The following is a 14,774-nucleotide window of genomic DNA, read 5'->3' as shown; positions in this document are numbered from 1 at the left end:
AACGCGGCCGGTGAGGGGGAGGTCTCGTCGGGCCAGCCGCGTTCGCGCCATCCGGGCGGGGATGATTCGCAGGGGCGGTTGACTTCAGTCGGGGTGGGGCCTCACCTCCTTCAGGTAGGGGACGGGTCGGTCAGGTGGCGCAGGAGTAGCCGGACGGCACGCTGGTCTGGCCGTCGGGGCGGCCGGCCTGGAAGCCGAAGCCGGTGCTCGCGTCCGGGCCGAGGTTGCCGTTGTAGCCGACGTTCCTGGCGGTCACGGTCTGGCCGCTGACGGTGATGTCGGCGTTCCAGTAGCCGGTGATCTCGTGGCCGGCGGGCAGCGTGAACGTCACCGTCCAGCCGTCGACGGCCGCGGAGCCGGTGTTGGTGACGGTGGCCTGGGCCACGTACCCGCTGCCCCACTGGCTCTGCACGGAGGCGGTCACCGAGCAGCCGCCGCCGGGGCTGCCCGGCTCGGTGGTGAACGAGGCGTCCGGCGACGGTGCGGACTGGTTGCCCGCCGCGTCCCTGGCTCGCACGTACACCTGGTAGGCGGTGTCCGGGGTGAGGCCGGAGAGCGTGATGGAGGTGGTCGCCGTCCGGCCGAGGAGCGTGCCGCCGGAGCGGTAGACGTCGTAGCCGGTGACGCCCACGTCGTCGGTGGAGGCGGCCCAGGTGAGGCGGGCGCCGGTGGCGGTCACGTCCGACGCCGACGGGGTGCCGGGGGCGGTCGGCGGGGTGGTGTCCGCCGGGCCGCCGCCGCCGTAGATCGCGGCCTCGCGGGCGGTGGCCCGGATGCCGTCGGTCCCGTTGAACAGCCGCTCGCCCCAGGAGGTGAGCTGGTTCACGTCGAAGTTGACGACCTGGTCGAGGTATTCGACGCCGCCGCCGTTGCCGCTCCACGACCAGCCGAAGTAGCCGAGGCCGCGGCTCACGGCCTGGGCCATGATCGTGTCCTCGTCGGGGTCGCCGTCGGAGTGGTCGTGCCCGAACTCGCCCACGACCAGCGGCAGCCCGGCGGTCTTGAACGCGTCCATGTAGGCGGTGATCTCCGCGGCCGTGTCGAAGACCCCGTACATGTGAATCGAGAAGATCACGTTGCGGTCTGGGTCGCTGTCGAAGACGGCCTGGGCGTTGTCGCGCATGGTGAACTGCCAGTCCTGGCCCCAGTTGGGGGCGTCCACCATGAGCGCGTGGTCGAAGCCGTTGGACCGCAGCTTCTGGATCGCGGCCGAGGTGGCGGCGGCCCAGCCGGGCGTGACGGCGTTGTTGCCGATCGGCTCGTTGCCGATGTTGACGATGACGTAGTCCTCCTGGCCCACCAGGGCGGACTTGACGCTGATCCAGTAGTCGGCGGCCTGGTCCAGGGTGTAGGCGCCGCTCTGCTCGCCGTAGCCGGTGGTGTCGTGGTTCTCCAGGACGCAGATCAGCTTGTTCTGCTTGCACAGGGAGACGACGCCGGCCACGTCGGCGGTGTTGTTGGGGGTCCACCGGCCGCCGCTCAGCACCACGCGCACCGCGTTGGCGCCGAGCGACTTGATGTCGCGGAACGACTGGGTCTGGCCGGTGTACCAGGCGTGCGGGTGGCTGGTGCCGCGGAGGATCAGGTTCTGTCCGCCGCTCTCGACGATGTTCGCGCCGCTGACGTGGATGCCGGTGGCGGCGTGCGCCGGTTGGCTGATCAGGGCGACCGGGAGGAGGATGAGCGCCGCCAGGGCGGCGAGGCGTGATCTCATGAGCTGCCCTCAGGGGTGCAGGTGACGGGGTCGGGCACGGTGCCGGTGCCGTTGGCCAGGAAGCCGAACGTGGTGGTGCCCGCGGGGGCGAGGGCGCCGTTCCAGCTCTCGTTCCGTACGGTCACGGACGAGCCGGACGCGGTGTGCTTGCCACCCCAGATCTGGTTGATCGTGCCGGAGCCGGTCCAGGAGACGGCCCAGCCGGTGATGGGCTCGGTGCCGGCGTTCGCCACGGTGACCTCGGCCTGGTAGCCGCCGCTCCAGGAGTTGACGACCTTGAACTCGGCGGTGCAGCCGCCGGTCGGGGCCGGTTGGTCGGTCGTGGTGAACGTGACACTGCCGGACGGCGGCGAGGTGTTGCCCGCCGCGTCCCTGGCGACCACGTACGCGGTGTACTCGGTGCCGGGGGTGAGCCCGGTCAGGTCGAAGGTCGTGCCCGTGGCGGTGCCCGCCTTCTCCCCGTCCAGATAGACGTCATAGCCGCTGACGCCCACGTCGTCGGTGGCCGCCGTCCACGTCAGCCGGGCCGTGGAGCCGGTGATCGCGGAGGCCGCCGGGGTGCCCGGGGTGCCGGGCGGGGTGTCGTCCTCCTCCTCGGGTCCGGGCGGCTGACCCCAGATCTTGGTGGCGCCGCTGTAGAGCGTGATGTTGTCCACCCGTACCGGCGTCGCGCCCGGCGTGGTGGCCACGCCCTGGTAGGACCAGTCGTTGGCCGGGTCCCACGTGCCGGAGCTGGCGATCCGGAACTGGATCTCTCGGCGGTGCTGCGACTGTCCCGCCGGGGCGATGTCCTCGCCGGAGCAGTCGACGGCCGCGTAGTACGTCCTGCCGCCCGCCGCGTGCAGGGTCGGCTGGGCGCACTGGGTGTACGCGGACGACACGGTGATCTGCGAGGCCGTGGTGTCGCCGTCGAGGGTGAAGTAGTAGCGGAACGAGCCGTCGTCCAGGACCCGGGCGGGCCAGGCCGACCGGTTGCGGATGATGGCCTTGATCTCGGTGAAGTTCTGGCCGGTGGCGTTGACCGCGGCCTCCACGAAGATCTCCGGCCCGTCGGGCTCCTCCTCGGTGGGGAAGCCGGCCGCGGGCGCCCCGCCGTACTCCTGGTAGAGCCGGGCGAGCGCGCTGGTGAAGCCCGCGTTGTAGTCGGTGGCGACCTCGTTCATCACGTAGTCGTCCCGCTCGTCGGTGTAGGCGTCGTTCGGGTCGGGCGGTCCGCCGACGAGCGCGCCGTACAGGGTGTGACGGGTCTCCTCCGGCGAGGAGAGCTGGTCCGTCCACGAGCCGTGCGCGGTGCGGTGGTGCGGGTTCTTCGGCGGGTTGTTGCCGAATCCGACGACGTAGGACGAGTTGCGCGGGTTGTCGCCGAGCGCGTAGTCGATCTGCCGCACCGCGAAGTCGTGGTAGCGGGCCTTACGCGTGGCGTCGCTGATGGAGTCGCTGTGCACGAGCGCCGCGAAGGCGGTGTTGGACGCGTACCGCAGCGACCCCCACCGGTCCAGCACGGCCTGGCCGCCGGGCGAGTACGCCACCCGGGAGCCGTTCACCCCGACCGTCCACCAGTCGAGCCAGCGGTTGGCGTCGTCGAGGTACTTCTGCTTGCCGGTCAGCTTGTGCAGCAGCACGTAGGTGCCGTAGGACTTGTCGTCCCAGGCGATGGTCCACTTGTACGACTTGATGGAGGTCTGGGGCTCGGTGCCGAGGCTGTCGTAGAGCGACTCGGCCTTGGTCAGGAAAGCCGGGTCCTGTGTTGCCCTGTACAGCCAGATCGCGCCCCAGACCAGCTCATCGGTGTATCCGCTCCAGGACTTGTAGTAGCTCTGGGCGTCGGTGATGCAGTCGCTGTACTCCTCTCTCACGGTGTCGGCGAAGGTGTAGAGCTGCCTGGCGTGCGTGACCAGCGTGTCGGCGTAGTCCGGGTCGGTCGGCCGGAAGACGATCGACGCGGCGGCCATCGCCGCCGCCGTCTCCCCCGCCAGGTCCGACCCGCCGCACGACGCGTCGATCTTGTACGCGGGACGGGCCATGGACATCGCCTCGGCCGGGCCCCACCAGGCATGGTCGGTGCCGCCGTTGCCGACCTGCCCGTACAGGACGTTCGGCGACGGGTGGGCCTTGATGAAGTAGTCGTTGACCCACCTGAGGTTGTTCAGCAGGTGGGTGAGCTGGCCCGAGTCCTCGTAGGCGTCGCGGTACTCGACCGCGCCCCAGGCCAGCATCGTGGCGGAGAACGCCATCGGGAAGCCGAACTTGACGTGGTCGCCGGCGTCGTACCAGCCGCCGGTCAGGTCGAGCCCGACGTCCGACCCGTCGTCCAGCGCGGAGTCGCCCCGCCAGCTCACACGGTTCCAGTCGGGCAGCTCGCCCGACTGCTGAGCCTCGTAGAACCAGAGCGACTTCTGAAGGGCCTCGCCGTACGCGAACGCCGGGGCCGCCGCTTGGGCGCCCGGTACGGCGAGGAGCGGAAGGGCGAGGGCCGCCGCCGCGACGGCGGCGGCCCTCCTGGTGAAGCGGCTGATCACGGGAAGAGCCGCCCGTACTCGGCCAGGGCCACGGCCACGTCGACCTGAGCCCAGAACCGGTGGTAGTTGAACGTCGGGGCCGGCCCGGTGCCGTTCAGGAAGGCCTGCACCCGCGGCCAGTCCGGGTCGTCCTCGTAGAAGGACCTGATCGACATGAACGTGGAGTTCGAGTTGATCGGGTCGCCGTTCGGCATGGTGCCGGTCCAGCCCGGCGGCACGTAGACCGGGTCGGCCACGCGCTCGTAGTCGGCCCTGGTCTCCTCGACCGAGACGCCCTTGTCGTCGCGGTTCTCCCACACGGCGTCGAGCAGCGCCTTGGCCGTGTCACGGGCCTCGGCGTGGTTCGCCCTGGCCGCGTAGTACATCAGGACCTTGGCGTAGGAGCCGGCCACGCCCACGTCCTGGGTGTGGTTCACGACCTCGACGTGCAGGTCCGGGTTGGCCGGCGGCATGCCGCTGGTGGCGTTGAAGTCACCGGCGGGCGCGCCGGTCCAGCTCAGCGTGGACGGGATCTGGTAGTCGCCGTCGGGCCCGACCGTGGTGTGGTCGAGCGCCCACTCCACCCACTTGTCCAGCAGCCGCTTGGCGTCGGCGTTGCCGGTGACGTTGTACAGCTCGGCCACCCGCTCCATCGTCCAGGCCTGGAAGCCGAACCACTGGTTGGACGGCGGGTCGTGGTAGACGGGCTGCCAGTCGTAGGTCATGCCGTGGAACTTGGGCAGGTTGCTCGGCGGGGTGGCGTAGTGGCCCTCCCAGCTGTTGGTCGCGCCGCCCGCGATCGCGCCCTCGGCCGACTGCAGCCAGGTGTAGAACTGCAGCTGCCGGGTGAGGCTGGTGCTCCAGTCGTCCGCGGCGGTGGAGCCGCGCGGCCGCAGCTCGGCCACGTTCGACAGCGCCCAGGCCGCGAACGGGTTCTGGTAGCCGGCGTGGTTGTGGCTGGAGCCGATCCGCCAGGCCCATCCGGCGTTGGCGTCGGTCGCGCCGCCCCAGGCGTAGTACCAGGACAGCAGGTAGGAGGCGGAGTTCTTGCCGGTGCCCGCCGGGCAGGACGGGCTGGTGCACCCGGGCTGCTTGAAGTACTTGTCGTACATCGCGTAGCGCAGGTAGTCGCCCATCTTCGCGGCCTTGGCCACGGTGGCGGAGATCTCCGACTCCTTGCCCTGCGCCTTGGCCCAGGTCAGCGCCCAGTACGCCACCTGCACCGCACGGGCGTCGGCGTCGGGGGCGTTGGTGTACTTCCACTGCTTGGCGTAGGCGGAGTCGTCGATGAACAGGTCGAGGAAGCCGTTCGGCCCGCCGTGCTCGAACGTGTCGCACGAGGGCTGCGGGATGGTCTCGAACACGGACTCCTCGGCCCCGCGCTGGTAGGTGTTGATGTAGGCGGGCCTGGTGGTGCCGTCGCCGCACCGGCCGAAGCCGTAGGTGTTGTCGACGTCGAGCAGCCAGTGCATGCCGTAGATGTCACGGGTGCCGTACGCGCTCTGCAGCTCGTTCGCGATGGGGTCGCTGCCCACGCTCACGCTCGGGTCGATCGGCGACGGGTAGTTGCTGATGCTGTTGTGCTCGGCCGCGTACGTGGCCGGGCTGGACGGGTCGTAGAACGAGTTGGTCGGCTGGTCGGCCGTGGCCGGGATGATGTACGTCTCCATGGAGGCCCAGGCGTCGTTGAACTTCGACCAGTCGCCGGTGACCTGCCCGTAGACCGCCTCCAGCCACAGGTAGTAGCTGTAGGCCTCGGACGTGGTCTCGTGCCCGTGGTCGGGCGCCTCGACCAGGAACGTCTCCACCGAGTGGTACGGCACGCCCTCGGGCGAGAAGTAGCCGTTGGCGGGGTCGTGCAGGTCGTTGTAGAGCTCGGTGAAGCGCTGGATGTACTCGTTGTCGCCGCCGGTCCCGTCGTCGTCCACCTCGGTGGCGGTCACCTCGACCGGGCTGTAGCCGGTCGCGCTGACCCGGAACACGGCCGAGCCGCTGACGTCGTCCGCGTCGTTGGCGGCGTGCAGCGTCACGGTCTGCGGGGTGTTCCAGTTCGACGGGGTGAAGGTCCGGGTGGCCCCGGAGCCGACGGTGAGGTCGGTGTCGCCGCTCACCCGCTCGGTGGTCACGGTCACGTTGCCGGTGGGCTCTGCCGAGAGCTGGACGGTGAAGGAGGCGTCACCGTCCTCGGGCACGGCCAGGCTGAGCGGGCTGACGAGCAGCGCCGGGCTGCTGTCCGAGGTGACGGTGATGCCGACCGGGGACGAGACGGTGGTCTCGCCGCCGTCGTCGGTCGCCCGGGCGGTGATCGAGTAGTTGCCCGCCGGCACGTTCTGCCAGTTGTACGTGTAGGGGGCGCTCGTGTCGGTGCCCAGGAGCGTGTCGCCCTGGTAGAAGTCGACCTTGGCGATGGTGCCGTCGGAGTCCGCGGCGGTCGCGGCGATCGGCACGGTGGCCGGGGCGGTGAAGTTCTGCCCGGCGTTCGGCGAGGTCAGCGAGACCGTGGGCGGGTTGTTGGTCTGCTCGTCACCACAGGTGGTGCCGTTGATGGCGAACGAGGTGGGCGCCGGGTTGCTGCCGGTCCAGGTGCCGTTGAAGCCGATGCTGGTGCTGGCTCCGGTGGCGAGGCTGCCGTTCCACGGCATGTTCTGGGCCGTGACCCGGGTGCCGGACTGGCTCCAGGTCGCGCTCCAGCCCTGCTCGTAGCGCTGGCCGGTGGTGGGGAAGTCGAAGGTCAGGGTCCAGTTGCTGAGCGCGTCACCGCGGTTCTCGATGGTGATGGAGGCGGTGAAGCCACCGCTGGAGCCGTTGCTCCAGTCGTTGGAGGTGTAGGACACCTGGCAGGCGACGGCCGCGCTGGCCGGTGCCTGCGCGAGTACGGTGGTGGTGCCCGCCACGAGGACCAGGACCGCGGGTGCGGCGAGTCTCCTGGCCCATCGCGCGAGCATCGATCTGGGTCTACGGATCACGGCTGCTCCATGGGAGTAGGGGGTGGGAGCGCTCCCAATGGGGATTGTGCGATGCGCTGTAGAGCCGCTGTCAACGAAACGCCCTCCGCGTGACGCCCGTATTTCCTCTCACCTGGTGGCGTGGCATGAAAGTTTCACACCCCTTCAGGGGCGTTCAGCGAGCGTGCGACCGCGTGACGGCCATCGCGGAGCGTCGCGTGCTGTACACCCCGGCGGACCGCCTGCACCATTGGGAGCGCTCCCAAGTCAGCCTCTGTCCCCCAGGAGATGATGACTCGTGAAGATCCCACGCGGCCTGCGCAAATGGGCCGTGACCGCGACCGCGACCTTCGTCGCGGCCTTCGGACTGGTCGCCGTGCAGACCACGGCGGCGCAAGCCGCGGTCTCCTGTGACGTCTCGTACACCTCCAACGACTGGAGCAACGGCTCCAGCGGTGGCTTCACCGCCTCCATCACCATCGAGAACCGCGGTGACGCGCTCAGCAACTGGACGCTGACCTTCGACTTCCCCACCACCGGCCAGCGCTACGAGCAGGGCTGGAGCGCGACCTGGAGCCAGTCCGGCACCCGGGTCACGGCCCAGAACATGGAGTGGAACGGCAGCCTCGCCACCGGAGCCAGCACCAGCATCGGCTTCAACGGCTCCTGGACCGGCAGCAACCCGGCGCCCACCTCGTTCGCCATCAACGGCACCACCTGCGGCGAGCCCAGCACTGAGACCCCCGCGGTCATCACCTCCGCCAGCTCGGTCGCGGTCCCCGAGGGCGGCACCGCCACCTTCACCACCCGCCTGTCGTCCGCCCCCTCCTCGAACGTGACCGTGAACACCACCAGGACCAGCGGCGACTCCGACCTGAGCGTCGCCTCCGGCGCCTCGCTCACGTTCACGCCGAGCAACTGGGACACCCCGCAGACCGTGACCCTGGCCGCCGCGCAGGACGCCGACGCCGTCTCCGGCACCGCCGTCTTCACCGTGGGCGGGCCCGGCGTCACCCCGGCGACCGTCGAGGCCAGCGAGATCGACGACGACGCCACCCAGGAGCAGTCGCTGATCGTCACGCCGACGTCGGTGACCGTGCCCGAGGGCAGCACCGCCACGTACACCGTCCGCCTGGCGGCCCAGCCGGACGAGAACGTGACCGTCACCTCGGCCGCCGGCAGCGGCGACACGGACATCACGATCTCCTCCGGGGCCACGCTCACCTTCACCCCGAGCAACTGGAACACCCCGCAGACCGTGACGCTCGCCGCCGCGCAGGACGCCGACACCACCAACGGCACCCGCACCATCACCGTCTCCTCGACCGGCCTGACCTCCCGCACCGTCACGGCCACCGAGGCCGACGACGACGGCGGCACCGAGCCGGAGCACGTCGAGAACCCGTACGCCGGAGCGACCGGCTACGTGAACCCCGACTGGTCGGCCAAGGCCGCGGCCGAGCCCGGCGGCGACGCGGTGGCCAACATCTCCACCGCCGTGTGGATGGACCGGACCGCCGCCATCGGCGGCTCCGCCGACGCCATGAGCCTGCGTGAGCACATGGACGAGGCGGTCAGGCAGGACGCCGCCAACGGCGCCGCGCCGCTCACCATCCAGGTCGTCATCTACAACCTGCCGAACCGGGACTGCTCGGCGCTGGCCTCCAACGGCGAGCTGCGCATCTCCGAGAACGGCTTCAACCGCTACAAGACCGAGTACATCGACCCGATCGCCGACATCCTCGACGACCCGCAGTACGCCAACCTGCGCATCGTCACCATCATCGAGCCCGACTCGCTGCCGAACCTGATCACCAACATCGACCAGTTCCCGGACTGCCAGGAGGCCGACGGCCCCGGCGGCTACCGTGACGGCGTCCGGTACGCGCTCGACAAGCTGCACGCGATCACCAACGTCTACACCTACGTCGACGCCGCCCACCACGCCTGGCTCGGCTGGGACTCGAACTTCCAGCCCGCGGTCGACCTGTTCTACGAGACCGTGCGGGGCACCGCCGCGGACGTGGACAGCGTGGACGGCTTCATCGTCAACACCGCCAACTACTCCGCGCTCAGCGAGCCGCACTTCAACATCAACACCACGGTGAACGGCACCACGGTCCGCCAGTCCGACTGGGTGGACTGGAACTACTACGTCGACGAGGCCACCTTCGCCGCCGCCCTGCGCAACGCCCTCATCCAGAAGGGCTTCCGCGAGGGTCTCGGCATGCTCGTCGACACCTCCCGCAACGGCTGGGGCGGCACCGCCCGCCCGTCCGGGCCGAGCAGCTCGACCAACGTGAACACCTTCGTGGAGGAGTCGCGGACCGACCGCCGCATCCACGCCGGCAACTGGTGCAACCAGAGCGGCGCGGGCCTCGGCGAGCGGCCGCGGGCCAACCCCGCCACGGGCTTCGACGCCTACGTCTGGGTCAAGCCGCCCGGCGAGTCGGACGGCGCCAGCCGTGAGATCGACAACGACGAGGGCAAGCGGTTCGACCGCATGTGCGACCCGACGTACATGGGCAACGAGCTGAACGGCAACAACCCGAGTGGCGCCCTGGCCGACGCGCCGATCTCCGGCCAGTGGTTCTCCGCCCAGTTCCAGGAGCTCGTCAGGAACGCGTACCCGCCGCTGCCCTGACGCCGAGCACAGGGCCCAGGCCGCAGGACCTGCCCCGGCCTGGGCTCTGTATCAAACCCGGACGCCCCTCGCGCCATGACGCGAGGGGCGTTCGTCTCGTACGGGAAAAGCAGAGATCGCCGCGCCCGCCGGCACGCCCCACGTCACGACCAGAGCCCTCGGGGGGACGGAGCGAACCCCTGGTGGTGAACGACCCGGGCACCAGGGAGGCCGCGGCTAGCGACGGTTCTCGCGCCACTCGGACACGAGGCGTTCGACGTCGTACGGCATGAGGTTGAGCGGCGGCCCGGACAGACCGGTCCTGATGGCCTTGCGGATCCGCTCGTTGATGTCGCCGACGATCCGCCGCAGCTCGGCCTCGGTCCGCGCCCCCTTGGCCTGGCGCAGCGCCTCCTCGGCGTCCTTGCGCAGCTGGAGCGTCGGCGGCAGCGGCATGGACAGCCCTTCGGAGCGGACCTTCTGCTTGACCCACCACATCTCGTCGTCGGGACGGTCGAGCCCGGGGATGGGCTTGCCGGTGCCGGGCAGGTCGTCGAACTCGCCGCGCTCCATCGCCTCGCGGATCTGCCGATCCACCCAGGTCTCGAACGGCATCCCCGGCGGTTTGCGGTCGCTCACAAGGCCCCCTGACAGCTGGCTCTAATGTGAGCGTACCCACCGCTTCAGGCGATGAAGTTGCGGCCCGGCCGGGGCGCCGTCACCCGGACGCGTCTCATGGGTGACAGCGGCCGGCGGCACCGCGGCAGGCGCATGGTGATCTCCACGCGGGTCCCCTGGGGCCCGGTGCTGAAGACGACGTCGTCGCAGAGTTCTCTGATGAGGAAGATCCCCCGGCCGTCGGAGGCCGTCTCGCCGGGCAGGTGGTGGCCGTTCAGGTAGCCGCCCGGGATGCCCGATCCGCGGTCGACGGTCTCGGCGCGCAGGACGCCGGCCACGGTCCACAGCCGGACGTGGCCGCGCCCGCCGGCGTGGGAGACGGCGTTGATGACGCTCTCGTGCACGGCCAGGACGAAGTCGTCCAGGCGCGGGCCGGTCAGTCCGCAGGCCGTCGCCTCCCGTGCGACGGCGTGGCGGATCGCGGGCACCTCCTCGACGGTGAAGCGCTGGGCCAAGAGAGTGCGCATGGCAGGCTCCTCGAGATTGCCTGATGTCGCCGGCGCGTGGGGTGAGAAGGCGCCCGGGTGTCGCACGCATGGGCCGCCGGCCGGGAGGATCGGGAGCTTGAGGTCCATGGAATCCCTCCGTGTCGTCGAGACACGCAGGCCGCGCTTCCGGACCTCGCGATAGTCAACCCCTTTCCCCAAAGGAATGAATTCACACCCTTTCGTAACAGATGGGGTATACCTCACACATCGCGCGCGCCGACGCCGGTGGCCACCTCGCGCAGCCGCCCCCGCCCGCTGTCGGGGGCGAGCGGCGCGGTGTCCAGCCCGGCGCCCTCACGCATGCCTTCCAGTACGGACAAGATCGCTTCCTCGGCGGTGCGGCGGGGCGTCCAGCCCAGCACCTCGCGGGCCCTGTCCACGTTCATCAGCGGGATCGCCAGGGCCAGCTCCAGCAGGCCCGGCGCGGCGGGCACCAGCCGCAGATGCCAGCCGGCCGTCACGGCGGCCCTGGCCAGCGGCCCCGAGACCGGCACGACGCGGGCGCCCAGCAGCTCGGCCAGCGTGTGCGGGTCGAGCACCGGCTCGGCGGCGAGGTTGAAGGCCCCGCTCACCGGCGTGGTGACGGCCAGCCGGAACGCCTCCGCCGCGTCCTCGGCGTGCAGCACCTGGAGTTTGAGCCCGGGGACGTCCGGCACGAACGGGATCCGCCCCGCCCTGACCAGCCGCCGCGGCAGGAAAGGCCCGGCGAACAGCCTGCGCTGCTCACTGGCCGCCGCCCGCTGGAAGATGAAGCCCGGCCGCATGCGGACCACGCGGATGCCCGGGTTGTCGTTCTCGAACACGTCGAGCACCCGCTCCACGTAGGCCTTCTCCCGCCCGTAGGCCGCGCCGCCGAAGCCGTGCGTGGGCCAGCTCTCGTCCACCGGCTCGTCCTTGGCCCGGGGCGAGTACGCGCCGACCGAGGACGCGTACACCAGCGCGGGCACCCCCGCCTCCGCGGCGGCGCGGAACACCCGCGTGCTGCCGAGCACGTTGGCCCGCCAGGTGACGGCGGGGTCCCGGGTCGGCTGGAACAACCAGGCCAGGTGCACGACCGCGTCGGCGCCCTCGAAGATCGGCGACAGGTCGGAGCGGACCACGTCGGCCCGGTGCCACTCGGTCTTGTCCCCGCCGATCCGCGCGCCGGGCAGCCGCCTGGCCACGCCCGCGATGGACGTCACGCTCTCGTCCGCTGCCAGTGCCCGCACCACGCTGGTCCCGACGTTGCCCGTCGCACCCACCACCACGACTCTCATGGCGGTGTCGCTGCCCCGGCCACGCCCCGCGAAACCGCCCTCGTCACGGCCTGAGCAGGATCTTTATCGCGCCGTCCCGCTTCTTCTGGAACATCTCGTACGCTTCGGGCGCCTTGTCCAGCGGCATGGTGTGCGTGGTGAGGTCCATGACCCCGAGCGGGTCGGCGTCGTCGGTGACCAGCGGCATCAGCGCGCCGATCCAGCGCTTGACGTGCGCCTGGCCCATGCGGAGCGTGATGCCCTTGTCGAACATGCGCAGCATCGGCATCGGGTCGGTCATGCCGCCGTAGACGCCGATGACCGAGATCGTGCCGCCGCGCCGTACGCTCTCGATGGCCGCGTTGAGCGCGGCCAGCCGGTCCACGCCGGCGTGGGTCATGAGCGGCGCCGCCACCGCGCCCGGCAGGAAGGTGGTGAGCTGCTGGGCGAGCCGGCCGGCCGGCGAGCCGTGCGCCTCCATGCCGACCGCGTCGATCACCGAGTCGGTGCCGCGCCCGGACGTCAGGTCGCGGATCGCGGCGGGCACGTCGGTGACCTCGCTCGCGTCGACGACCTCGACGCCGTGCCTGGCGGCCATCTGGAGCCGTTCGGGCACCCCGTCGACGCCGATCACCCGGTGGCCGAGGTGGCGGGCGATGCGCGCGCACATCTGGCCGATGGGGCCGAGGCCGAAGACGGTGACGCTGCCGCCCTCGGGCACCCCCGCCCACTCCACGGCCTGCCAGGAGGTGGGCAGCACGTCCGACAGGTAGACGAACCGCTCGTCGGGCGGCCCCTCGGGCACCTTGATCGGTCCGAAGTGCGCCTGCGGCACCCGCAGGTACTCCGCCTGCCCGCCGGGCACCTGGCCGTAGAGCTTGGTGTAGCCGAACAGGGCCGCGCCCATGCCGTGCTCGCGGACCTGGGTGGTCTCGCACTGCGCGTACAGCTCCATCCCGCACATGTGGCAGCGGCCGCAGGCGATGTTGAACGGGATCACCACCCGGTCGCCCGGCCGCAGCCCGTTGACCTGCGCGCCGACCTCCTCCACGACGCCCATCGGCTCGTGACCGAGGATGTCGCCCTCCTGGAGGAACGGCCCGAGCACCTCGTACAGATGGAGGTCGGAGCCGCAGATCCCGCTGCTGGTGACCTTGATGACGGCGTCGGTCGGTTCCTTGATCTCCGGATCGGACACCTCTTCGACCCGTACGTCCCGCTTTCCGTGCCATGTGACAGCCTTCATGGTTCCCCTCCTCGTCGGACCACACCCGCATACCCCGGGAACACGCCCATAGGCGTGAGGTCACGGGAGGGTCATGAGCGGGGCTCCGGAGGACCCGGAGAAAATTCGGTCCGCCAACCCGCTTTACACACTCCGTATTCGGTGAGTAACTACTGGTAGCCCAGAGTGGACCCCGAAGGAGCCTGGCTGATGACCGTGAGCATCACCTCCGACCTGCTGGCGCCCCGCATCGACGACCGGCTGGCCGGGTTCCTCGACGACTGGCGGCCCCCGGTCTCCGATCCCGACGTGGCGGCGGCCTACCAGCTGCTGGTCGACTTCATTCTCGGCGGGGGCAAGCGGGTCAGGCCCCAGCTGTGTTACTGGGGCTGGCGGGGCGCCGGCGGCGAAGACTGCGATGAGATCATCAGCGCCGCCGCGGCGCTGGAGCTCTGCCACGCGGGCCTGCTGATCCATGACGACATCATGGACGGCAGCGAGCTGCGCCGCGGGCAGGCGACGATCCACCGAAGCCTCGCCCGCCTGCACGAAGGACCTGGCGCGGAGGCCTTCGGGCAGGCGGGCGGGATACTCCTGGGCACGCTGAGCCTGTCCTGGTCGGATGCCCTGCTGTCGTCGTGCGACGTGCCCCCGGACCGGCTGCGGGCCGCGCACCGCCTGTTCGACGCCATGCGCACGGAGGTCATCAGCGGCCAGTATCTGGACATGCTGGCCCAGCTCCGCGCCGGGGCGAGCGTCGAGCAGGCGCTGACGACGATCCGCTACAAGACGGCCAAGTACACCGTCGAGCGGCCGCTGCAGATCGGCGGCGCGCTGGCCGGGGGCGAGCCCGCCCTGCTGCGCGCCTACTCCCGGTTCGGGCTGCCGCTCGGCGAGGCGTTCCAGCTGCGCGACGACGTACTCGGCACGTTCGGCTCGTCCGGCGAGACTGGCAAGTCGGCCCTCGACGACCTGCGCGAGGGCAAGCACACCGTGCTGGTCGCGCACGCGCTGGCGCGGGCGACCCCCGGGCAGCAGGCCTACCTCGACGCCTGGCACGGCAATCCGGAGCTGGGCGAGGAGCAGGCGGCCGAGCTCCGCCGCATCCTGCGCGAGACGGGCGCGCTCGACGAGGTCGAGTCGATGATCAAGGAACGGGTCGAGCAGGCGATGGAAGCGCTCGACGCCGCCCCGATCGAGGCCGGCGCGCGGGCGGCGCTGGCCATCCTCGCGACCCGGCTCGCGCACCGCGACAGCTGACCCCGGCCATGTGGAGAACACGGCCGGGGCTGACCCCTGCCCACGAGCGATTACCCAGAGCCACTATCCGTAACTTTCCGTACAGAAACTCATGATGGGTGGTGCCCG

At 70.6% G+C, this 14,774-nt stretch carries 9 protein-coding genes; 2 read left to right on the top strand and 7 right to left on the bottom strand.

Annotated elements, in window-relative coordinates:
• Positions 1-130: 130 nt before the first annotated feature.
• From AB0J42_RS18760 to AB0J42_RS18750, 3 genes are read right to left on the bottom strand one after another with little or no spacing between them, the layout of a single operon-like run.
• The gene (locus tag AB0J42_RS18760) at positions 131-1,714 is read right to left on the bottom strand and encodes a cellulase family glycosylhydrolase (protein ID WP_364295906.1); all 1,584 of its coding nucleotides are present in this window, start codon (positions 1,712-1,714) and stop codon (positions 131-133) included.
• Entirely contained in the window at positions 1,711-4,233 is a 2,523-nt protein-coding gene (locus AB0J42_RS18755) for a glycoside hydrolase family 9 protein (RefSeq protein WP_364295904.1), read from the bottom strand. The genes AB0J42_RS18760 and AB0J42_RS18755 overlap by 4 nt, the downstream gene beginning before the upstream one ends.
• The gene (locus AB0J42_RS18750; RefSeq protein WP_364295902.1) at positions 4,230-7,157 is read right to left on the bottom strand and encodes a glycoside hydrolase family 48 protein; all 2,928 of its coding nucleotides are present in this window, start codon (positions 7,155-7,157) and stop codon (positions 4,230-4,232) included. Before AB0J42_RS18750 ends, AB0J42_RS18755 begins: the two co-directional genes overlap by 4 nt.
• A gap of 298 nt (positions 7,158-7,455) precedes the next feature.
• Here AB0J42_RS18750 and AB0J42_RS18745 point away from each other — a divergent pair, with 298 nt between their 5' ends.
• Positions 7,456-9,801 carry a glycoside hydrolase family 6 protein gene (locus tag AB0J42_RS18745; protein ID WP_364295900.1) on the top strand — a complete coding sequence of 782 codons (2,346 nt, stop codon included), beginning with the start codon at positions 7,456-7,458 and terminating at the stop codon, positions 9,799-9,801.
• Positions 9,802-10,017: 216 nt separating this feature from the next.
• Here the strand turns inward: AB0J42_RS18745 and AB0J42_RS18740 are convergent, their stop codons facing one another.
• The 4 genes from AB0J42_RS18740 to AB0J42_RS18725 all read right to left on the bottom strand — a co-directional run bounded on the left by AB0J42_RS18740 (position 10,018) and on the right by AB0J42_RS18725 (position 13,427).
• Positions 10,018-10,419: a DUF1992 domain-containing protein gene (locus AB0J42_RS18740; protein WP_364295898.1), complete on the bottom strand. Its 402-nt coding sequence runs from the start codon at positions 10,417-10,419 to the stop codon at positions 10,018-10,020.
• Positions 10,420-10,463: 44 nt separating this feature from the next.
• Positions 10,464-10,925, bottom strand: coding sequence for an ATP-binding protein (locus tag AB0J42_RS18735; RefSeq protein ID WP_364295896.1), 462 nt, complete (start codon positions 10,923-10,925; stop codon positions 10,464-10,466).
• A 221-nt stretch (positions 10,926-11,146) separates the two neighbouring features.
• Complete coding sequence (locus tag AB0J42_RS18730) at positions 11,147-12,202, bottom strand: NAD-dependent epimerase/dehydratase family protein (RefSeq protein WP_364295894.1); 1,056 nt, start codon at positions 12,200-12,202, stop codon at positions 11,147-11,149.
• 43 nt (positions 12,203-12,245) lie between these two features.
• Positions 12,246-13,427: a zinc-dependent alcohol dehydrogenase gene (locus AB0J42_RS18725; protein WP_364295892.1), complete on the bottom strand. Its 1,182-nt coding sequence runs from the start codon at positions 13,425-13,427 to the stop codon at positions 12,246-12,248.
• Between the two features lie 189 nt (positions 13,428-13,616).
• Between AB0J42_RS18725 and AB0J42_RS18720 the strand changes: the two genes are divergently transcribed.
• Positions 13,617-14,666, top strand: coding sequence for a polyprenyl synthetase family protein (locus AB0J42_RS18720; RefSeq protein ID WP_364295890.1), 1,050 nt, complete (start codon positions 13,617-13,619; stop codon positions 14,664-14,666).
• Positions 14,667-14,774: the final 108 nt, after the last annotated feature.

The organism is Nonomuraea sp. NPDC049649 (genome assembly GCF_040675175.1).
Classification (GTDB): Bacteria; Actinomycetota; Actinomycetes; order Streptosporangiales; family Streptosporangiaceae; genus Nonomuraea.
Note: the sequence above shows the minus strand (reverse complement) of the source record. Positions and strands in the feature narration are given on the sequence as shown.

What these genes read in the sequence shown, in the direction of transcription:
- AB0J42_RS18760 (WP_364295906.1), bottom strand. Translation starts at nt 1,714, where the DNA reads ATGAGATCACGCCTCGCCGCCCTGGCGGCGCTCATCCTCCTCCCGGTC.
- AB0J42_RS18750 (WP_364295902.1), bottom strand. Translation starts at nt 7,157, where the DNA reads ATGCTCGCGCGATGGGCCAGGAGACTCGCCGCACCCGCGGTCCTGGTC.
- AB0J42_RS18735 (WP_364295896.1), bottom strand. Translation starts at nt 10,925, where the DNA reads ATGCGCACTCTCTTGGCCCAGCGCTTCACCGTCGAGGAGGTGCCCGCG.
- AB0J42_RS18730 (WP_364295894.1), bottom strand. Translation starts at nt 12,202, where the DNA reads ATGAGAGTCGTGGTGGTGGGTGCGACGGGCAACGTCGGGACCAGCGTG.
- AB0J42_RS18725 (WP_364295892.1), bottom strand. Translation starts at nt 13,427, where the DNA reads ATGAAGGCTGTCACATGGCACGGAAAGCGGGACGTACGGGTCGAAGAG.
- AB0J42_RS18720 (WP_364295890.1), top strand. Translation starts at nt 13,617, where the DNA reads ATGACCGTGAGCATCACCTCCGACCTGCTGGCGCCCCGCATCGACGAC.